We start from the raw sequence: 19,364 nt of genomic DNA, 5'->3' as shown, positions 1-19,364 counted from the left end.
AGACTACAAGGAGAATTTATGGCGGCAGATTATGATAAAAAAGACGGAGCTAATTACGCTCCCAAAGGCGAAAAGAACATCGTATGTAAACCGGGAGAATTCATAGTAGGAGCGTGCGGTTTGGCGCACGGGCACATAAGCGGCATGTGTAACGGACTCAGCGAAGCCGGCGCTACGATCGGCTACGTATATGATCCCGATCCTGAAAAAGTTAAGGAATTTATAAAAATGTTTCCGTCTGCAAAGGCTCTCCCTTCTCAGGGAGCTCTTATGAACACAAAGGAGATAAAGCTTGTTGCGAGCGCGGGTATAGCAAACGAGAGGTGCGGCATAGGGCTTGACGCTCTCGATCACGGAAAGTTTTATTTTTCGGACAAGCCGCCGATGACAACGCAGGCTCAGGTTGAAGAAGCCAGAACGAAGGTAAGAAAAACAGGGCTGAAATGGTTCGTCTACTATGCCGAGCGTCTGCATGTTGAATCGGCCATTTATGCCGAACAGCTCATAAAAGAAGGAAGGATCGGCGAGATTGTTTCAATAAAAGGCTGGGGGCCTCATCGTACCGGGCTTTCAAAACGTCCCGAATGGTTTTTTAAAAAAGAACAGTACGGCGGAATTATTACCGACATAGGTTCTCATCAGCTTGAGCAAGTTCTGTACTATGCGGACGCAAAGGATGCGCGCCTTATTTCCAGCCGAGTAGGAAACTTAAAGCATCCCCAATACCCTGAATTGGAAGATTACGGCGATGCGACTTTTATAACCGACAACGGCATTCCGTGTTATATAAGCGTAGACTGGTTCACTCCCGACGGCCTTTCCACATGGGGAGACGGGCGTCTGTGGATCTGCGGTACGAAGGGCTATATTGAGATAAGAAAATATGTAGACGTCGCCGCGTCCAAGGAAGCCGACCATGTTATTGTCGTCGATGAAAAGGGCGAATACCACTACAACGTACACGGGAAAATAGGATTTCCGTATTTCGGTAAACTCATACTGGATTGTTTGAATAATACCGAAACCGCGATGTCCCAAGAGCACACTTTCCGCGCTATAGAACTTGCCATAGAAGCGGAAAGAAAGGCCGTCATAATAAAATGAGATACGCGTTAGTCGGCTGCGGCAGAATAGCCCCGAGCCATATTCAGAGCGCAATAGACACAGGCCTTGAAATAGCGGGACTTTGCGACACGGATATTGCTAAGGCACAGGCGTTGGCCGAACGCTATAACCTTAAAAAAGACATATGTTACGCAGATTTTAAAACAATGATAAGCGACGTAAAGCCAATTGACTTTGTTTCCGTCGCGACCGACAGCGGAAGTCATCATGACGTTGTCATGGCGGCTTTTTCTATGGGATTGAATGTCTTATGTGAAAAACCCATGGCCATGAGCCTTAAAGATGCCGATGAAATGATCGGCACGGCAGAGAAAAAAGGGCTCGTTTTGGGCATCTGTCAGCAAAATCGGCTGAACAATACGACTGTTTTGGTAAAAAAAGCTGTGGACAAAGGCGCATTCGGCACAATATCGAACGCCGCCGTATGTGTCCGCTGGTCGCGCGAGCGCTCGTATTACGCAGGCGACGATTGGAGAGGCAAGTGGGCGAGCGACGGCGGCGCACTGATGAACCAGTGCATACACGGATTCGACCTTCTTCGCTATTTGCTAGGGCCGGATATAGATTATCTGTATGCCGTGCTAGGCAACAGGGAACATCCGTATCTGGAAGTTGAAGATATCGGCATCGGGCTTATAAAGTTCAAAAACGGCGTCATTGCGACGGCCGAAGGCACGGTGAACACGTACAAAAATAATCTGGAAGAAACTTTAACGATCATAGGCGAAAACGGAACGGTCAAACTGGGAGGTCAGGCTGCCGAACGTATTGATTTTTGGGAATTTAAAGATCCTGAAGTAAACGGATGGAAGACAGAAACACAGAACTTTTCTTCCGTGTACGGAGACGGGCACGCGCGTATTTTTGAAGATTTTATACGAACCTTGAAGCAAGGCGGAAAACCCTTTGTCGACGGATCTGCGGGACGCAATGCGCTTGAGACGGTTCTGGCCTTTTACGAAAGCTGGAGAACAAAAAAAGCCGTTTCATTCCCGCTTAAAGACGGCGCGACAATTTCGATGGAAAGAATATCGTTAAGATAAAATACTATGAAAATACACAATCCTATTTTGAGCGGATTTCATCCGGATCCGAGCATATGCAAAGTAAAAGACACTTATTATCTGGCAAATTCTACGTTTGAATGGTTTCCCGGCGTAGAACTTTCTTATTCGAAGGACTTGTGCACTTGGCGCCCGCTGCCTTCTCCTCTGCAACGGAAAACACAGCTAGACATGACAGGATGCGAGCCTTCCTGCGGCATTTGGGCGCCGTGCCTTTCTTATGACGGAAAGCTTTTTTATCTCATATACACCAATGTGAGAACATGGAACCGCGGCCCGTGGAAAGACACTCCCAATTTTCTTGTGACGGCAGAAAAAATCGAAGGACCTTGGTCGGAGCCGGTATATTTAAATTCTTCGGGATTCGATCCTTCACTGTTTCACGACACGGACGGTAAAAAATATCTTGTAAACATGGAATGGGATTACCGGTGGGAAAAAGAACGTAATTTTTCAGGTATACTTTTGCAGGAATACGATCCTGTAAAAAAACGGCCGGTCGGAGCTGTAAAAAAGATATTCACTGGTACGGATATAGGGTTTGTGGAAGGTCCGCACATTTTCAAGCGCAACGGATATTACTATCTTCTTACTGCGGAGGGCTGTACTTTTTACAATCACGCGGCAAGCATCGCCCGGTCAAAAAACATCGAAGGTCCCTATGAAATACATCCTTGCAATCCGCTGATCTCCAGCAGAGGCGATGATATGCTGGCGATACAAAAAGCCGGTCACGCAAGTTTGTGCGATTACAAGGACGGCCTTTGGGCGTTGGTATTCCTTTGTGGCAGGCCCTTGCCTGGAACGACAAGATGCGTTTTAGGAAGGGAAACTTCGCTTGCACTTGTAAAGTGGCAGGATGATTGGCCCTATGTAGTTCACTGCGACGGAAGCGTCGCCAATACTCCCGAACCTTGCGTTATAACCGATAACGACGAATCGGAAGTTTTGCATAACGGTTCCAGACACTATGATTTTAAAGACGAAAGTTTTTACGAGGATTTTAAATATCTTCGCACCGTCGACAACAGAGATTTTTTTAAGCTTAAAAGCGGTGGCGGACTTGAAATTCGCGGCGGAGAATCGCCGTGTTCTACGTTTCACAAGGCGCTTTTGGCCAGAAGACAGACGGATTTTTCGTTTACGGCCGTAACAAAGCTGCATTTTGAACCCGAATCGTTCCAACACATGGCCGGTTTGGCATATTATTATGATGAAAATCTTCACTATTACTTTGCCGTGACAAAGGACGAAAAAAAAGGACGCTGCCTTGTAATAACGAGCATGGATGCGGGCGTGTTTTCAAAAACTCCCGCATTGTCGATCCCCGAAAAAGACGTATATCTGAAACTTGAAGTTGAGTATGCTAAGGGCTCTTTTTCATATTCCTTGGATAACAAAGAATGGGTTACCGTGCTGAAAGATTTTGACGCTTCGATCCTCAGCGACGATTATTTTAAAGACAGCTTTACGGGCGCTTTTATAGGAATGATGTGTACCGATACGGCGGCTAGGACCAAACGCGCCGATTTTTTATTTTTTGACTATGCGGTATAGTTTTTTTATGATATCCGAGACCGTGATGTCTTTAAAACCTTGAATGATAAGATCCGCTTCAAAAAGAATTTTTTCAGAGCCTATGCCTACGGCCTTCATTCCCGCGTTGTGAGCGGCTTTTATTCCCGCCGCAGCGTCTTCAAAAACTATGCACTGTTCAGACGGAAGGTTTAACTCTTTGGCGCCTTGTTCAAAGACTTCGGGAGCGGGTTTAGCTTTTGACACCTTTGTACCGTCAACGACGGCATCGAATAGATCGTTTATTTCAAGCTTATCAAGGATGAGTTTTGAGTTTTTGCTTGCGGAACCGAGCGCGGTATGAAATCCTTTTTTGCGCGCGTCGACTAAAAATTCTTTTACGCCCGGTAAAATTTCGTCTTTTTTTAACTTCTCTATGTATGACACATAAAGTCGGTTTTTTTTGTCGCAGCAGGAATTTTTTTCTTCATCGCTCATTGTCCTGCCGCCTATTTCAAGTATGATCTCTAGGCTTGCCATACGGCTTACGCCTTTAAGACGCTCGTTATCCTGTTCGTTAAAGGGAATATTCAATTCTTCCGCCAATTTTTTCCACGCTAAAAAGTGATATTTAGCCGTGTCGACGATCACTCCGTCCAGATCAAATAAAAGGCCTGATATTTTATCCATACTGACGCTCCCTTCTGACGAACATTCCTATAAAAAACGGTGTAAAAATTCACCGTATGGACGGATTATATCATATTTAGCTTGAATGTCGATATTACTTGTAAGTTACTTGTAAGTTACTTGTAAGTCGCACGTTCTTCTCGATAACTCCATTCAGATATTTTTAAATATTTGATAAAATGAAAGAATATGAGCCCAAAACACAGAGTTCTCTTAATAAAGCCTGCCTCTTGCAACTGTAATATGATATGCAAATACTGTTTTTACATCGACGAAAGTGAAAATAGAAATTTCGCTAACTACGGCGTAATGACAAAGGAGACGGCTCATAAAATCATTGACAGGGCTCTTGAAGAAAACGATGAGATAACTTTTTCATTTCAGGGCGGAGAGCCTACTTGTGCGGGTTTTTCTTTTTTTGAAGATTTTGTTTCTTATTCTTTTTCCCAAAAAAAAGATAAGACGATACATTTTGCGCTGCAAACTAACGGCTTTATCGTAGACAGAAAATGGGCCGAGTTTTTCAAAAAAAATAATTTTCTTATCGGATTGTCGATGGACGGAAATAAAAAGACTCACGACATATATCGGCATGACAAGGCCGGTAACGGCACGTTTAAAAATGTTTTTAAAGCCAGCCAGATATTAAAAGCTTTTGAGGTTGATTTTAACATTCTCATAACCGTTACCAGGGATATAGCTAAGAACATAAAAGAAATATATGAGTTTTTTAAAAGGAACGGTTACAGATACCAGCAGTACATCGCTTGTTTGGATCCCATTGCCGAAGGACACGGCGGGCGAGATTATTCGTTAACGCCTGAAATTTACGGGAAATTTTTAATAGACTTGTTTGAATTGTATTTTAAAGATTGGCGCCGCCGCGATTTTGTTTCCATCCGGTATTTCGACAATCTTGTCATAAGACTTGCCGGAGGACAATGCGAATCTTGCGGAATGCTTGGTTTTTGCCCCAGCAATTATGTTCTTGAAGCCGACGGTTCGGTGTTCCCTTGTGATTTTTATGTTTTGGACGGATTTTGTTTGGGGAATCTTACGCGCGATACGTTTGAGAGGATAGACCTTAAACGCAAGGAAATTCGGTTTACGGAAAAGTCCTGCGTCGTTGACGAAGCATGCAAAACTTGTCGATACTTTCCGCTTTGCCGAGGCGGCTGCAGACGGGATCGCGAGGATTTTAAAACGGGGAAATTGGGACGCTCATATTTATGTGAGGCGTATAAAATTTTTTTTGAAAAAGAGGTCGATAAGCTGGATTATATGGGCGCTATGGAAAGACAATTTACATTGGGCAGAAACATGTGAGTCTTTTTGCCGTTTAAATTTTTTTTCGCAAAATCCGCAGATCTCTTACAGCTCGAAGCAGCCCCGTGTTATGCGGTATAGGCGTCGCATATATCGTCTACGACCATAAAGCATAAAGGATCTATGGTTCTGGCAAGTGTAAATACTTTTTTACGTTTCGTCTTTTTACTTGGACAAACACCATTTTTACCGGCCCGTTTCTGCCCCTGCCTTCAAAGACGGTTACTCTAAACCCTTGGCTTCTAAGACATTCGGATATGTCGTCGCCTTTTAAGCTGAAAATTCTTATAGCCTGTTCGCCTATTTTAAATAAGCCTTCGATAGTTATGCCCGTAAACGTTCCTGTGGCAAAGCCTAAAGCGAAGGCTACGGAAGTGATCGGATCTGTAAGATCCGTAATCACTCTGGAGACGGCATATATCCAAATCAGGCATTCGAAAAACGATGCAATAAAGGCATACAGTCTCTTTCTTCTGATGACCAGTACGTTGCGAAAGGTTCCGAGAGACACATCCATTACACGGGCGACAAATATGATGACAGCCGTAATAATCTGTTCTTGCGTGAACATGTATACCTCAAAATTTTATTTTTTTAGCTCAAACTTCGATTTTTTTTAACTTTAGGGCGGCGCATAGGCCGCACGGAACGTGCGGCCTACAAGAAATGCAAAATCGGCAAAACTAGCGCTGTACGCGTCCCGATGCGTTTCCTCCGGCGAGTTTTTCAACTTCGCTTACGGAAACAGCGTTGAAGTCGCCTTCGATCGTGTGCTTTAAGCAGCTTGCCGCAACTGCAAAGTCAACGGCTTCCTGCGTCGATTTTCCTTTTAAAAGCGCATAGATGAGACCTCCGCCGAAGCTGTCGCCGCCGCCTACGCGGTCTACGATGAACATCTCGTATTCTCTACTGAAACAGAAATCTTTTCCGTCATAGAGAAGTCCCGCCCAGTTATTAAACGTTGCGCTGATGGATGTGCGGAGCGTTATTGCAACTTTTTTAAAGCCGAATTTGTCCGCAAGCTGTTTTGCTACGCTCTTGTATCCTTCTTTATTCAATTTTCCGCTGTTTATATCCGTGTTTTCAGCTTCAATTCCGAAGACGTCTTTTGCATCTTCTTCATTGCTTATGCACACGTCCACGTATTTGCAAATTTCGGTCATAGCTTTACGCGCCTGATCGCGTGTCCACAGTTTGCCGCGATAGTTAAGGTCGCAGGAAACCGTAACGCCAGCCTTTTTTGCAGCCTTGCATGCTTCAACGGTTATGTCTACGATATTCTGTCCGAGCGCGGGAGTAATGCCGGTAACGTGGAACCACTTTGCCCCCTTGAAAATATTGTCCCAATCAAAATCGGACGCTTTTGCTTCCTGAATGGAAGAATGCGCGCGATCATAAACGCATACCGATCCGCGCTGAGAAGCGCCTTTTTCAAGATAGTAAATGCCAACCCTGTCGCCTCCGCGGGCTATGTAGCTTGTGTTTACTCCGAAGCGGCGAAGACTGTTGATTGCAGACTGCCCGATCGGATTGTCCGGCAGTTTTGTGACGAAGCACGCGTCAAATCCGTAATTTGCCAAAGAAACGGCAACGTTCGCTTCGCCGCCGCCGAAAGTAGCGCCGAATTTATCTACCTGTGTAAAACGATACCAGCCCTCAGGCGCCAAACGCAGCATGATTTCACCGAATGTTACAACCTTATCCATAATTAATAGCCTCCGTAAAGAAAATGAAAGTTCTTACAATAATATATTATTATCCATCTATTAGCAAGTTAAATGCCGGCGGTTAAGTGTGCCTCGGGAGCTTCATTAATCCTGCAATTTCATGTATCATACCTGTATGGCTTATGAGATTACGGCGACCAGACGCAGGCCGCAGCATTTTGAAGATCTTGTCGGACAGGAATTTGTCGCAGCTACGTTAAAAAATTCTATTAAATCGGGAAAAATCGCGCACGCATATTTGTTTTCAGGCCCGCGCGGCTGCGGAAAAACTTCTACCGCCCGCATACTTGCAAAAGCCTTAAACTGCCAAAGCAGCGATAGGGCCGTAGAGTCTCCGTGCTGCACCTGTACGGCTTGCACCGAAATCACAAAAGGCTCAAGCATGGATGTGATTGAAATTGACGGCGCTTCAAACACAAGCGTAAACGACGTGCGGCAGATCAAAGACGAAGTACAATTTCCTCCGAACTCATGCAGATATAAAATATACATAATCGATGAAGTTCACATGCTTTCCGTAAGCGCTTTTAACGCGCTTTTAAAGACCATAGAAGAGCCGCCGCCCTATGTCGTATTTATTTTTGCGACTACGGAGCTTCAAAAGGTTCCGGCGACAATAAAAAGCCGGTGTCAGCAATTTAATTTTCGTCTGGTTTCCGTAGAACAGATAAAAGAACTGTTGGCAGAGACCGCTTCGGAACTAGGAGTAAGGGCCGAAGAAGAGGCTCTTTATTGGATTGCACGCGAATCGACCGGAAGCGTAAGAGACGCTTACACGCTTTTTGATCAGGTTGCGGCGTTCAGCGATTCCTTTATCACTTACGAAAAAATTCTTGACAAGCTGGGATTGGTAGGCATCGACCGCCTGAACAAACTCTTTGAAAAATGCGTACAGGGCGACAATGCCGATGTTATAAATACTCTTGATGAATATTTGCAGTCGGGAATTTCGATCGAACAGCTTATTTCAAACAGCGCGGATTATTTGAGAAGCGTTTTGCTTTTAAAAAACGGAATAAAAAAAGAAGCCCTGCTCGGACAGTCTCCCGAACGTTACAGCAAGGATGTGATTGAGGCGTGGACTTGCATCCAGATTGAAAGAGCGCTTTCTCTTTTTTTGCAGCTTTATCGCGACATACGTTATTCTCTTTCTCCGCGTTACGAGACGGAACTTGCATTTTCAAGGCTGTGCTGGCTGAAAGAATATGTTTCTCAGGCGGAAGTAAAAAAATCGATTGATGCTGCGAGAACGGTCTTGTTGGGAAACAATGCGGGAAGCGTAACCGGGACGGAGGAAAATTCGACGCAACAGGGCAACGGCAATGGTAACGGCCGTCCCGACAGCGGCTCTCCGGATTCCGGCGGAGCGGCCCTTGAAGGCGTGACTACTTTTTCCGCTTTAAGCAAAGCAAATTTGCAGCGGAGCGTGCAGACGGAAACGAAAACCGCAGAAACCGCTTATTCCCCGCAGGAGCCTTCTTTTGAAACATATTCCGATCCGTATCCCGACATTTCCCCCGACGTGCCTTACGAAGAGGAGGATAGCGCAGACCCTTTTGAATTAGGCGGAGCCCTGCCGCCTCAACAAACAGCGGCGACCTCTCCGGTAGAAAAATCGGAAGATATAAAGAATGCGATTATCCGGGAATTGACTAAGAACGACGACGGCTTTACGGCGTCGGCCGTGATGCAGGCGGATTTCAAACTTTCAAACGGAAACGAAATATCGGCTGAAGTTGATTCGGAATTCAAAAAAGGGCAGCTTGAGCGTCAGAGCAAAGTTATTTCGGAACTCGTAAACAAAATCTGCGGCATGCCCGTGGTGTTTCGTGTCAAAATAAAAGCGGACGATCGACAAACCGTCGTAAAACAGGAAATTCCGCAAAAGGTGGACATGATTTGTAAAGTATTTAGAGGGACTATAGTTGGAGGAAAAATATGAACCCTTTCGATCTGTTAAAAAATCCTCAGGTTATTCAAGAACAATTGGAAAAAGCGCAGGCGCAGTTGGAAGGAATTTCTGCGACGGGTTCTTCAGGGGGAAACATGGTTCAGATTACCGTAAACGGCAAAATGCAGATCACAGGCATAAAACTTGATCCCCTTTGCGTAGACAACAGGGATATACCAATGCTGCAGGATCTTATCATAGCCGCTCATCACGATGCTATGGAACGCATTCAGCAGGAAATAAAAAACAGACTCGGGCCTATGCTAGGCGGTTTGCAGCTTCCGGGGATGGGCGCGTAAAATGAATGCACTTGAAGAATTGACGGAATCCTTTTCCAGACTTCCCGGCATAGGTAAAAAAAGTGCGGGAAGGATAGCGAATTATCTTTTAAGAGCCGACCGATCGTTTAACCAATCCTTTTCTCACCAAATTTTGACTTTGCAGGACAGAATAAAACCTTGTTCGATCTGCGGCGCGTGGACGGAAAAGGATCCTTGCCCTATATGCTCGGATATCCTGCGGGATAAAAGCCTTATCTGTGTGGTAGAGCAGCCGCAAGACGTTCAGACAATAGAAAATTCCCGTGAATATAACGGACTGTTCCATGTTTTAGGCGGAGTTATAGCTCCTCTTGAAGGAATAGGACCTGATAAACTTTCCATCGCCGCTTTAATTTCCCGCGTTCAGGAAGGTTATGTAAAAGAAGTTATAATTGCGACAAATCCCACAGTGGAAGGCGATACGACGGCCTTATATCTGCACAGACTTTTGACGGACAGAACGGGCGTAAAAGTTACAAGGCTAGCTTCAGGACTTCCTGTAGGAGGAGACTTGGAATATGCGGATAAGCTTACGCTCGCCCGCAGCTTTAGAGGGCGCACGGGTTTTTAAAATTCCCTACGCTGAAATTTCGCCGAAGGACAGCGGCTGGAAAATCGTTAATTGGACGCGATGCGTCCAGTCTTAACAAACAACCGCCAATAGGACGGAACGTCCGGTTTTATACAAAAAAACGCCCGTAAGTTAAACCGTTAACTTACGGGCGTCGCTTGCCAAGTTCGATAAAACCTGTGAACTGCCGTTTTCCGATGCAAAGACCGGAATTTTACCGGCAGTATTTTTACTATCTGAGCAGGCTCAAGACGTTTTGACTTGTCTGGTTCGCCTGTGCGATCATAGCCGTGCCCGCCTGAGAGAGGACTTGGTTCTTCGTAAAGTCGACCATTTCCTTTGCCATGTCGGTGTCGCGTATGCGGCTTTCCGACGCCTGAAGGTTTTCGGCGCTTATATTAAGACCTACGACTGTCTTTTCAAGACGATTCTGGTAGGCGCCGAGATCCGCACGCTGCTTGTTGATCTTTTTAATGGCCTCGTCCAAGGTTCCGATCGCGCGGTTCGCATCGTCGGGCGATTCCAACGTCATGATAGATTCGTCTCCGATATTGCGAAGACCGAGAGACGTCGCGGTCATTGTTCCTATGTATACCTGCGTGCGCTGATCCATATTTGCGCCGATATGCAGCCACATGGAAGCCGTAACGTTGTTTTCTCCGGTAGGACGCGCAAAGCGGCCTGTGAGCATGTTCATGCCGTTAAATTGCGCTGCGCTTGCGATTCTGTCGACTTCAGCGATCAAAGACGAAACTTCAACCTGGATCTGCATGCGGTCTTCGTCCGTGTAAATACCGTTGGAAGACTGAACCGCCAGTTCGCGTATGCGCTGAATGATATCGGTCGTTTCCTGCAAATAGCCTTCGGTTGTCTGGATGAAGGAAATACCGTTCTGCGCGTTCAATGCGGCCTGATTTAAACCGCGGATCTGTGAGCGCATTTTTTCGGAAACCGCAAGACCGGAAGCATCGTCGCCTGCGCGGTTGATTTTTTCCCCGGAAGAAAGCTTTTCGATGTTTTTCTGGTTGCTTAAATTCGTGTTACCCTGTACACGCTGAGCGAACATAGCGCTCATATTGTGATTAATAACCATAAAGAATCTCCTATAAAGACTTGAAATTTGGTTTTTCTGGTACAAACCCTTGCAGGTCGTGTACCGGGTTTTACCACCCTATACCATAATGATCGGAGATTAAAAAAAAGAATTAAGCGAATTTATAAAAATCATGTATTTTTTTTTGCGTTTTTAAAACATTCCGTGCAGCCCAAGACGTGGACGTGTTTTTTGCCGTCGGGCTTGTTGAACAGGCGGGCGATTAAATAACCGTCCGACGGGACGGCTTTATGGCAGACGGGACAGATTCGTTTTAAATTAGGAGCGCATTTAGGATAGCAGTAAGGACAGCCTGATACAGTACAGCGTTGATCGGGGACGGTCATAGGTCTGTATACTTTTGAATACAGATTTTCACCTGTGAGAAGGGACGTTTGGCATAGAGGACATACGGATATTATTTTGCGCGGAATATTTTTAGAAGAAGAGCGGAATTTCGGTTTTTTGTAGATATTTCCAAAATACATCAGGGCTGCAATGATGACGGCGGAGGAAATTCCCATTACAATGTATTCCATAAGAGCAATAATAACAGGGCTGATCGGCGAGGGCAATATGAAAAAGATAAGCCTGAACGAACCTGATGAAATGAAAAAACTTACGGGAGGCGAGTCTTGTCAAATTTAATCACAGGTAAAGGCAGATCGCGTTTTTTAAGAATATTTATTCCCGTTACCGCTTTGACGACGGTTTGCGTATTGATAATAACTTTTTTGATTTCCGTTACATATATATCCAACAGAGAAAAAAGCATTGCCGAACAATATGAATTGTCGCTGACTATGGTGAGTTCTTTGTATCAGCAGATGCGCATGAACACGATGCCCACGTTAAATGCGCTTTTTGAAACCAAAGAAATACAGGATTACCTTTTTTGCAATTCCGGGCATGATCAAGACGGAAAATATGAAACATTCGTAAAAGTGGGAGCTCTGATCGACCGTACGGTTGCAAGAAACGGTTATATCCATTCGATATATCTTTATAACGGAGTTTTCGGATATTTTTCGTCCTATGCGGGCTACGAAGGCGTTACGTGCTACAGCGATAAAAATCTTGATTCGTTTTTGGAGCAGACGGGACAACGGCCCATGACTTTTACGATGAGAACCACAAGTTTTTTTTCAAGAGCCGACTACACGAATACCGACGAATCCAAAGAAGAAAATTTGTACACCATGACGATTTCTCACAAAACAAACAACGCCGCCAAAAGCTACGCCTTAGTTGTAAACCTTTCCGAATCAAATGCGAGGGAATTATTCACCCAGAAGACGGGGGAAATGAAACCGTCATTTTTTATTACCGATTATCGCAGGTATTTTTTATCGCATCCAGATCCGTCGTTCTTTAACACACCGGTAAAACAGTCTTCCATTTACGACAGAATTTGCTCCCTTCCCATAAGCCAAGAAAAAAGCGGGGGATATGTAAAGCTGTCGAGCGAAGGAGAAAAATATTTTATCTGTTACGAAGATCAGCCGACTATGGGATGGCGGCTTTTTTATATTATTCCCTATTCACAGCTTATGCACGGGTTTTACACTTTTATTAAAAATATCGTCTTTGTAACGATAGCCGTTTTTTTTGCGGCAATCATTGCGATAATAATCGTGTCGCAAAAAGTCGACCTTTCATTGAGCTATGAAAGAAGGCTTTTGTCGTACGTGCAGGGCAAATTGAGCAAGGTTGAACTTCCGATCTCCAAGGTGTACGAGTACGGAGTTTCTATTTTTAGAGTAACGCCTAAAAAACTTAAATTAATGTCGACTGTAGATCGCGGCGAACTTCAAAAAAACGTATATCTTTCGGCCGCGGGTTATTTACAAAAAAAAGGGCAGCTCATAAGCCTTGACGATCTGTTGTTTTTATGGATTTCGTCGCTGAGTCCGAACGGAATTTATGTAAAACTTTGCGGATTCAAAGACGTCGTAAAGCAAAGGTTTGACGCGGATCTTACTGCCGTCGTAGCCGAAGAAACGGTAAACATGAGCGACTTGCCGCAGGAAGCGTCCCATTTAAAAGAGATGATGAAAGAGCGGTATCTGATAAACAGGGGCAGTGTGGATTACGCTTCAAGACGATATCCGGAAATGACGGTCATAAATATTCACGAATTTGAAACGGCTCTCGTAAATAAAGACGACAAACAGTTTATGCTTTATATGGAAAAGGCGATCGCTGCGATGAAGGAGAATCCTTCCTGGTTCAGTTTTAACCTGTTTATTACAAATCTGGTGTATATTTTAAATCAATATCTGCATAATGAAATAAACTTGTACTTATCAGGAGGCATGACCGCTCTGTCGGAAGATATTTCCACGCTTGAAGAAATTCAGGGTTTGACTGAAATTTCGGAGCGCATAAGACGGGTATTGCTGCAAAGCCGGGAGGCCGGTAAAAGCTCAAAAAACCTCGAAATCGTTACCGTTATAAACAGGTATATTAAAGACAACATTAAAAATACCATGCTCAATTCCGATATGATAGCCGATTACGTGGGGTTGTCGCTGAATTATACCCGTTCCATATACCGTCAGACTACGGGGAAATCTTTTAACGATGTTATAGGCGAAGAAAGGCTTGCCCTTGCCATAGATCTGCTCACCCGTACCGACAAAACGATAGACGAAGTTAGGCGCGAAGCGGGTTTTGCAAACTACTCGTATTTTTGCACGTATTTTAAAAATAAATTCGGCGTTTCTCCAACATATTACAGAATTTTTCGTAATAAAACTAAAAAATAGTTAAATTTCAAAATTGTTTAGTGTTGTTTTTCAAAATTGAAAATTAAAATTTAAATCAAGACAAATCGAAAAATCCGGCTGATAATAAGTTATCTGATTTACTGTGCGCTTGTGCGCCGAAAAAACTTTTTCGAAAGTTGAAACTTTGCTGGAAGCTCCGCTGCAGGTAGCTGGAAGCTCCGCTATAGGTTCTTCAAAAGTTTTTAATAGGAGGTCATTATGAAAAAACATTACAAATCGTTTCTAAAGGTGTTGTTTTTGACATCTTTTGTCGTTCAAAGCGTGTTTGCAGCAGGCGGTAAAGACGCTCCCGCCGGTTCCGCTCAATCCTCCGGCCCTGTTGTGATAACCTATTATACGTGGGATGACGCCGCCCATAAATCCTTGATAGAAAAATTTAACGAAACTCACACAAACATCAAGGTAGACGCTAAAATACTTCCCGCCGCCGATTATGAAACAAAACTTCTTACGTTGCTTTCAGGACGCGCAGAAATGGACTGCTACATGGAAAAACGTCAGACCGATGCGTTTTCCCGCATGGATAACGGTTTTTCTGAACCGCTTAACAGCTTTATAAGCAAGGCGGGTAAGCCGAATGCGGCCGTTGAAGCGAATAAATCGTCCGTAACCTATAACGGCAATATTATCGGAATTCCGTGGAGAGGCGGATCCTATTTTACGTATTTTAACAAAAACGTGTTTAAAAAGGCCGGTCTCAACACTCCCGACTATTACGTTGAAAAAGGCGAATGGACATGGGACAAATTCGAAGAGACTGCGCGTGCTATCCACGCTGCGGATCCTTCCCTCATAGGCGCGTCCATTTATTTTTGGGGCTCCAATGCCGCATACATATCGAACCAGACCGGAGAAGTTTTTATAAGCAACGACGGTAAAATCGGCGCTATGGACAACCTTTTAAGGCAGATCGCCATTCGAAAAAGGCTTGAAGCTGAAGGCGCAATGTGGTCTCTTATCGACATGAAGGTTACAAAGACGCACTATTCCAAGCAGTTCTACGACGGAAAACTCGGAATGCTTTTGATAGGCGAATGGTTCCCCGGACAGATGACTACCGGCGAACGCGACGGATTGCTTGCCGCAGGTTTCAAAAAAGCCGATTACGGTATTACAAGGCTCCCCTGCGATACGCCAAAGTATTCTACGATGGGACTTCCCACCTTTAACAGCATGACGTCTTATTCCAAGAAAAAAGACGCAGCCTTTGAATTTATTTCATGGATGGGCGGAGAAGAAGCCGCAGCGGTCGCAGCTTCTTTCGGAGTGCTTCCAGCCGTAAGTTCTCCCGAAGTGGAAAAAATACTCAGCGCAAATCTGCCGGACGCGTCTTCACTTAAGTACTATCTTGAACCGAAAGTTTCTAATAACGGCGCTACGTTTACAAAATACGGTTCACGCGTTCAGGCCGTAATAGAAACCATGCAGGAAGCCTATCTTTTGAACAAGCTTACCGACGCGCAGTTTAAAGAGCAGTGGAATAAAGAGATGAAGAATATCGTAGATACTTCATACTAATCTCGCTTTCGAAACGCACCGTTTCATGACCGGCGAAAAAGTTGGAAAAGGGGCTGCCTCAAAAGTCTGTTACTTTTTCGGCAGCCTATTTAAATATTAGGGATACTTGTTCCCTGCGCTTTTTTTTGCGGACTTTTCACGGTATTGTATTTTAGGAGGTGAAACATGGACAAAAAGCACGACGGTATACGGCGGCTGACTATAATGTCGTTTCTTTTTCCGAGTTTTATAGGTTTTATCATATTCATATTTATTCCTTTGGTTATGGCCGTTTTCTTTTCACTTACCAATTATTCCGGCGGCGCAAAGTTTAAATTTATCGGCATAAAAAATTACGTGGTAGCGTTTGCGGATGCAAAATTTTTAAATAGTCTTTTTCTTACTTTCAAATACATGGCGGTTACCGTGTTTTTTCAGATAGTAATCGGCTTGGTATTTGCGCTTTTTCTTGCCCGTCCGTTCAGGGGCAGCACCTTTTTCAGAAGCGCTTTTTATATTCCGAATATTCTTTCTTCCGTTGCCGTTGGGTTGGCCTTTATGTTTATTTTCGAGCCGTCTTCCGGCCTTATGAACGGATTTTTAAAGTTTTTTAATTTGCCTACTTCCAGATGGCTTGCAAGCGAAAAGACTTCTTTGCTCGTCATTATGATGGTTTCCATATGGCAAAGCGTAGGCTACTATATGGTTTTGCTGATAGGGGCTCTTCAGAACGTTAATTCTTCGCTGTATGAAGCCGCAGAAATTGACGGAGCCGGAAAAATCCAGCAGTTTATCGCCGTCACCTTGCCGGGCATTTCTCCCGTGTTGTTTTATGCGATTACGCTTGCGGTTATAAGGGGTTTTCAAGCGTTTGATTACATCTACGTCATGACGGGCGGCCAGCAGGGAGGAGGCCCTGCCGGAAGCACGAACGTGCTTGCGTTTGACATCTATAGAAACGCTTTTATGTATTACAGGTTCGGGTTTGCATCTGCGGAATCCGTAGTTCTTCTCATCATAATTCTTACGGTTACGCTGATCCAAAATTACGGTCAAAAAAAGTGGGTGGTTTATGATATCGTATAATACAAAGAAAACGATCGGTAAGTTCGTAAAATATGTTTTTTTGTTGTTTATAACGGTAATTTCGCTTTTGCCCATCGTCATAGTTTTGTCTTCTTCTTTTAAAAATGAAAGTGAAATTTTCGATTTTCCGTTTCATTTGATTCCGCGCAAGTTAATCTTTTCAAATTTTGCTCAGCTGAGTGAAAATTTTCCGCTGTACATATGGAATTCGATCAAACTGACGTCGATCATAACGATTTTGCAGTTGTTTTCGGCTTCTACGGGCGGATACGTGTTTTCCAAAATGCAATGGAAGGGACGCAATTTCATATTCGGTTTGTACCTTGCTTCCATGATGATCCCGTCGCAGGCTGTTACTATTCCTCAGTTTGTGATAATGCGCACGCTGAATTTGTACGACACCCATTTGGCTATCATACTCTTGTGCACTTTTACGGCCTTCGGAACGTTTCTTATACGACAGTATTTTTTGTCCATTCCGGATACGTATATAGAAGCGGCAAGGATCGACGGCGCGCGCGAATGGATAATTTTCTTTAAGATAATGCTGCCCATGGCAAAGCCCGTCCTGGTAACTCAGGCCATATTGTCATTCCGTTTTTTCTGGAACGATTTTTTTACGCCGTTGATCTACATCACTACTCCCGAACTAAAAACTCTGCCGCTGGGAATGACGGACTTTGTCCGCGAACAGTATGTTTATTGGGGGCCGCAGATGGCTGCTGCCTTGATTTCTATTATTCCCGTCCTGATAATTTTTATGTTCGGGCAAAGATATTTTATTGAGGGAGTTTCTTCCTCGGGTATTAAGGGGTGAAATTATGGAAAAGAAGAGCGGTAATTTTGAGTCAAGCATTCATGAAAAAGATTATCGGTCAAAATTCCTTCCGTTTGTAAAGACGGCCAAAGATGCGCTGTGCATAGACGGGAGAGATTTGGAATCCCTCAACGGAGAGTGGAATTTTACGGCGGATCCCTATGAGTCGGCTTTGCGCGGGCAGTGGTATGAGGAAAAACGTTTTTCGGAAGACGGACGGGAGCTTCCGTGCGACTTTGATTTTCAGGTTTGGCCTCTCATAGACGTTCCTTCCTGTTGGAACATGACGTCTCCGGAATTGTTTTATTACGAAGGCATGGGCGTGTATTACAGGGAATTTACTTATGCCGAAAAAAAGGCGGGCGAAAGAACGTTTATTCAGTTTGAGGGCGCTCAATACAGAACCTATGTCTTTTTGAACAATAAACCTGTCGCGCTCCACGACGGAGGTTCCACTCCGTTTACGGTAGAAACGACAGGACTCTTGCAGCGTTTCAATAAGATAATGGTCTTTGTAGACGCGGCCAGAGACGACTCGCGAGTTCCCATGAGCAATACGGACTGGTTTAATTACGGGGGATTGTACCGCGACGTATACTTTGTAAGGACTCCTAAGGTTTTGATCAAAGACTGGTTCGTAAGGCTTGTTCCCGGTTCCGGCTATAAAAAGATCGCGCTCGATTTCCAAATAGACGGGGCTAAGACGGGCAAGGCTGTGTTTTGCATTCCCGAATTGGACATAAAAAAAGAAGTAAGCGTTTCAAACGGCAAGGGAAGTCTTGAGATTTCAGCCTCTCCTGAGCTGTGGAGCCCGGAAAATCCCAAACTGTACGATGTTTCGCTTTCTTTTGACGACGATGAAATTTCGGATAAGATCGGATTTAGGGAAATCAAAGTTGAAAAAATGAAGGTTTACCTTAACGGCAAGGCGCGCTATTTAAAGGGCGTCTGTGTTCACGAAGACCACGAAACGCTTGGAAAAACCACGAACGACGATGAAATTCGTGCGACAATACAAAATCTCAAAGATATGAACGGCGTGTTTTTGCGATTGGCGCACTATCCTCACACAAGGCGTTTTGCGAAGATCGCCGACGAAACGGGTGTTATGCTTTGGGAGGAAGTTCCCGTCTATTGGGCGATCGATTTTACAAATCCCGCTACCTACAAGGACGCAGAAAATCAATTGACGGAACTGATCGTGCGCGATAAAAACCGCGCTTCCGTTATCATATGGTCTGTGGGAAACGAAAATGCGGATACCGACGACAGGCTTAAGTTTATGAGCGATCTTGCGCGCACTGCAAAACGGCTTGATAATACAAGGCTCGTTAGCGCGGCCTGTCTCGTAAACCATGTAAAGATGCGCCTTGAAGACCGGCTTATGGACGAGCTTGATATTATCGGAAACAACGAATACTACGGCTGGTACGAACCGAATTTTGACGATTTGATCACTGTTTTAAATAACACAAAGCTGACAAAACCGGTAGTCATTACGGAGTTCGGAGCGGGTGCAAAATACGGAAATCATGGAACCGCAGACACTATGTGGACTGAGGAATATCAGGAGGAACTCTACAAAAAGCAGTTTGAAACGATGAAAAAAATTCCTTTTATTCAGGGAACTACGCCGTGGATCTTTTATGATTTTCGTGCCGTGCGCCGGCAGAACAGGTATCAGCAAGGTTTTAACCGGAAGGGGCTGATAGACGCCGACCACAAAAGAAGAAAGCTTGCTTTTAAAGTGGTTGCAGATTATTACGCCGAGCTTGATTGAGAGGTTTTATTTT

17 protein-coding genes are annotated in these 19,364 nt (G+C 44.5%); 12 read left to right on the top strand and 5 right to left on the bottom strand.

Annotated elements, in window-relative coordinates:
• Positions 1-18: 18 nt before the first annotated feature.
• The 3 genes from HRQ91_RS10795 to HRQ91_RS10785 are packed head-to-tail and all read left to right on the top strand — an operon-like array spanning position 19 to position 3,746.
• Positions 19-1,104, top strand: coding sequence for a Gfo/Idh/MocA family protein (locus HRQ91_RS10795; protein ID WP_210119542.1), 1,086 nt, complete (start codon positions 19-21; stop codon positions 1,102-1,104).
• Positions 1,101-2,168, top strand: coding sequence for a Gfo/Idh/MocA family protein (locus HRQ91_RS10790; protein WP_210119541.1), 1,068 nt, complete (start codon positions 1,101-1,103; stop codon positions 2,166-2,168). Before HRQ91_RS10795 ends, HRQ91_RS10790 begins: the two co-directional genes overlap by 4 nt.
• 6 nt (positions 2,169-2,174) lie before the next feature.
• Positions 2,175-3,746, top strand: coding sequence for a glycoside hydrolase family 43 protein (locus HRQ91_RS10785; protein ID WP_210119540.1), 1,572 nt, complete (start codon positions 2,175-2,177; stop codon positions 3,744-3,746).
• Here the strand turns inward: HRQ91_RS10785 and pgmB are convergent.
• The gene (gene pgmB, locus HRQ91_RS10780) at positions 3,723-4,394 is read right to left on the bottom strand and encodes a beta-phosphoglucomutase (protein WP_210119539.1); all 672 of its coding nucleotides are present in this window, start codon (positions 4,392-4,394) and stop codon (positions 3,723-3,725) included. The two genes, HRQ91_RS10785 and pgmB, sit on opposite strands and share 24 nt — an antisense overlap.
• Before the next feature lie 189 nt (positions 4,395-4,583).
• Here pgmB and HRQ91_RS10775 point away from each other — a divergent pair, with 189 nt between their 5' ends.
• Positions 4,584-5,720: an anaerobic sulfatase maturase gene (locus HRQ91_RS10775; protein WP_210119538.1), complete on the top strand. Its 1,137-nt coding sequence runs from the start codon at positions 4,584-4,586 to the stop codon at positions 5,718-5,720.
• A 121-nt stretch (positions 5,721-5,841) separates the two neighbouring features.
• Here HRQ91_RS10775 and HRQ91_RS10770 read toward each other — a convergent pair whose 3' ends face one another.
• A complete protein-coding gene (locus HRQ91_RS10770) occupies positions 5,842-6,291 on the bottom strand; it encodes a DUF2179 domain-containing protein (protein ID WP_210119537.1) in 450 nt (149 codons plus the stop codon).
• Between the two features lie 112 nt (positions 6,292-6,403).
• The gene (locus HRQ91_RS10765) at positions 6,404-7,426 is read right to left on the bottom strand and encodes a sugar kinase (RefSeq protein ID WP_210119536.1); all 1,023 of its coding nucleotides are present in this window, start codon (positions 7,424-7,426) and stop codon (positions 6,404-6,406) included.
• 136 nt (positions 7,427-7,562) lie between these two features.
• Here HRQ91_RS10765 and dnaX point away from each other — a divergent pair, with 136 nt between their 5' ends.
• From dnaX to recR, 3 genes are read left to right on the top strand one after another with little or no spacing between them, the layout of a single operon-like run.
• On the top strand, positions 7,563-9,389 hold the full coding sequence (gene dnaX / locus HRQ91_RS10760; RefSeq protein ID WP_210119535.1) for a DNA polymerase III subunit gamma/tau: 1,827 nt from the start codon (positions 7,563-7,565) through the stop codon (positions 9,387-9,389).
• Positions 9,386-9,697, top strand: a complete 312-nt coding sequence (locus HRQ91_RS10755; RefSeq protein WP_210117743.1) for a YbaB/EbfC family nucleoid-associated protein — start codon at positions 9,386-9,388, stop codon at positions 9,695-9,697. Before dnaX ends, HRQ91_RS10755 begins: the two co-directional genes overlap by 4 nt.
• Position 9,698: 1 nt before the next feature.
• The gene (gene recR, locus HRQ91_RS10750) at positions 9,699-10,289 is read left to right on the top strand and encodes a recombination mediator RecR (protein ID WP_210119534.1); all 591 of its coding nucleotides are present in this window, start codon (positions 9,699-9,701) and stop codon (positions 10,287-10,289) included.
• 232 nt (positions 10,290-10,521) lie between these two features.
• Here recR and HRQ91_RS10745 read toward each other — a convergent pair whose 3' ends face one another.
• Together HRQ91_RS10745 and HRQ91_RS10740 are read right to left on the bottom strand one after the other, a co-directional pair.
• Complete coding sequence (locus HRQ91_RS10745; RefSeq protein WP_210117745.1) at positions 10,522-11,382, bottom strand: flagellin N-terminal helical domain-containing protein; 861 nt, start codon at positions 11,380-11,382, stop codon at positions 10,522-10,524.
• A gap of 131 nt (positions 11,383-11,513) precedes the next feature.
• A complete protein-coding gene (locus tag HRQ91_RS10740; RefSeq protein ID WP_210119533.1) occupies positions 11,514-11,921 on the bottom strand; it encodes a hypothetical protein in 408 nt (135 codons plus the stop codon).
• 96 nt (positions 11,922-12,017) lie between these two features.
• On the opposite strand from HRQ91_RS10740, the gene HRQ91_RS10735 reads away from it, so the two are divergent.
• The 5 genes from HRQ91_RS10735 (at position 12,018) to HRQ91_RS10715 (ending at position 19,351) form a co-directional block, all read left to right on the top strand.
• On the top strand, positions 12,018-14,150 hold the full coding sequence (locus HRQ91_RS10735; RefSeq protein ID WP_210119532.1) for a helix-turn-helix domain-containing protein: 2,133 nt from the start codon (positions 12,018-12,020) through the stop codon (positions 14,148-14,150).
• A gap of 219 nt (positions 14,151-14,369) precedes the next feature.
• A complete protein-coding gene (locus tag HRQ91_RS10730; protein ID WP_210119531.1) occupies positions 14,370-15,689 on the top strand; it encodes an extracellular solute-binding protein in 1,320 nt (439 codons plus the stop codon).
• A gap of 165 nt (positions 15,690-15,854) precedes the next feature.
• Complete coding sequence (locus HRQ91_RS10725) at positions 15,855-16,754, top strand: carbohydrate ABC transporter permease (RefSeq protein WP_210117749.1); 900 nt, start codon at positions 15,855-15,857, stop codon at positions 16,752-16,754.
• The gene (locus tag HRQ91_RS10720; protein WP_210117750.1) at positions 16,741-17,571 is read left to right on the top strand and encodes a carbohydrate ABC transporter permease; all 831 of its coding nucleotides are present in this window, start codon (positions 16,741-16,743) and stop codon (positions 17,569-17,571) included. The genes HRQ91_RS10725 and HRQ91_RS10720 overlap by 14 nt, the downstream gene beginning before the upstream one ends.
• 4 nt (positions 17,572-17,575) lie before the next feature.
• Entirely contained in the window at positions 17,576-19,351 is a 1,776-nt protein-coding gene (locus tag HRQ91_RS10715) for a glycoside hydrolase family 2 protein (protein ID WP_210119530.1), read from the top strand.
• Positions 19,352-19,364 lie beyond the last annotated feature (13 nt).

Origin of the sequence: Treponema parvum (assembly GCF_017893965.1) — a bacterium.
GTDB classification, from domain to species: Bacteria; Spirochaetota; Spirochaetia; order Treponematales; family Treponemataceae; genus Treponema_D; species Treponema_D parvum.
The sequence above is the reverse complement of the archived record's forward strand: the minus strand, read 5'-3'. Positions and strand labels throughout refer to the sequence as shown.

What these genes read in the sequence shown, in the direction of transcription:
- HRQ91_RS10795 (WP_210119542.1), top strand. Translation starts at nt 19, where the DNA reads ATGGCGGCAGATTATGATAAAAAAGACGGAGCTAATTACGCTCCCAAA.
- HRQ91_RS10790 (WP_210119541.1), top strand. Translation starts at nt 1,101, where the DNA reads ATGAGATACGCGTTAGTCGGCTGCGGCAGAATAGCCCCGAGCCATATT.
- HRQ91_RS10785 (WP_210119540.1), top strand. Translation starts at nt 2,175, where the DNA reads ATGAAAATACACAATCCTATTTTGAGCGGATTTCATCCGGATCCGAGC.
- pgmB (WP_210119539.1), bottom strand. Translation starts at nt 4,394, where the DNA reads ATGGATAAAATATCAGGCCTTTTATTTGATCTGGACGGAGTGATCGTC.
- HRQ91_RS10775 (WP_210119538.1), top strand. Translation starts at nt 4,584, where the DNA reads ATGAGCCCAAAACACAGAGTTCTCTTAATAAAGCCTGCCTCTTGCAAC.
- HRQ91_RS10770 (WP_210119537.1), bottom strand. Translation starts at nt 6,291, where the DNA reads ATGTTCACGCAAGAACAGATTATTACGGCTGTCATCATATTTGTCGCC.
- HRQ91_RS10765 (WP_210119536.1), bottom strand. Translation starts at nt 7,426, where the DNA reads ATGGATAAGGTTGTAACATTCGGTGAAATCATGCTGCGTTTGGCGCCT.
- dnaX (WP_210119535.1), top strand. Translation starts at nt 7,563, where the DNA reads ATGGCTTATGAGATTACGGCGACCAGACGCAGGCCGCAGCATTTTGAA.
- HRQ91_RS10755 (WP_210117743.1), top strand. Translation starts at nt 9,386, where the DNA reads ATGAACCCTTTCGATCTGTTAAAAAATCCTCAGGTTATTCAAGAACAA.
- recR (WP_210119534.1), top strand. Translation starts at nt 9,699, where the DNA reads ATGAATGCACTTGAAGAATTGACGGAATCCTTTTCCAGACTTCCCGGC.
- HRQ91_RS10745 (WP_210117745.1), bottom strand. Translation starts at nt 11,382, where the DNA reads ATGGTTATTAATCACAATATGAGCGCTATGTTCGCTCAGCGTGTACAG.
- HRQ91_RS10740 (WP_210119533.1), bottom strand. Translation starts at nt 11,921, where the DNA reads ATGGAATACATTGTAATGGGAATTTCCTCCGCCGTCATCATTGCAGCC.
- HRQ91_RS10730 (WP_210119531.1), top strand. Translation starts at nt 14,370, where the DNA reads ATGAAAAAACATTACAAATCGTTTCTAAAGGTGTTGTTTTTGACATCT.
- HRQ91_RS10725 (WP_210117749.1), top strand. Translation starts at nt 15,855, where the DNA reads ATGGACAAAAAGCACGACGGTATACGGCGGCTGACTATAATGTCGTTT.
- HRQ91_RS10720 (WP_210117750.1), top strand. Translation starts at nt 16,741, where the DNA reads ATGATATCGTATAATACAAAGAAAACGATCGGTAAGTTCGTAAAATAT.
- HRQ91_RS10715 (WP_210119530.1), top strand. Translation starts at nt 17,576, where the DNA reads ATGGAAAAGAAGAGCGGTAATTTTGAGTCAAGCATTCATGAAAAAGAT.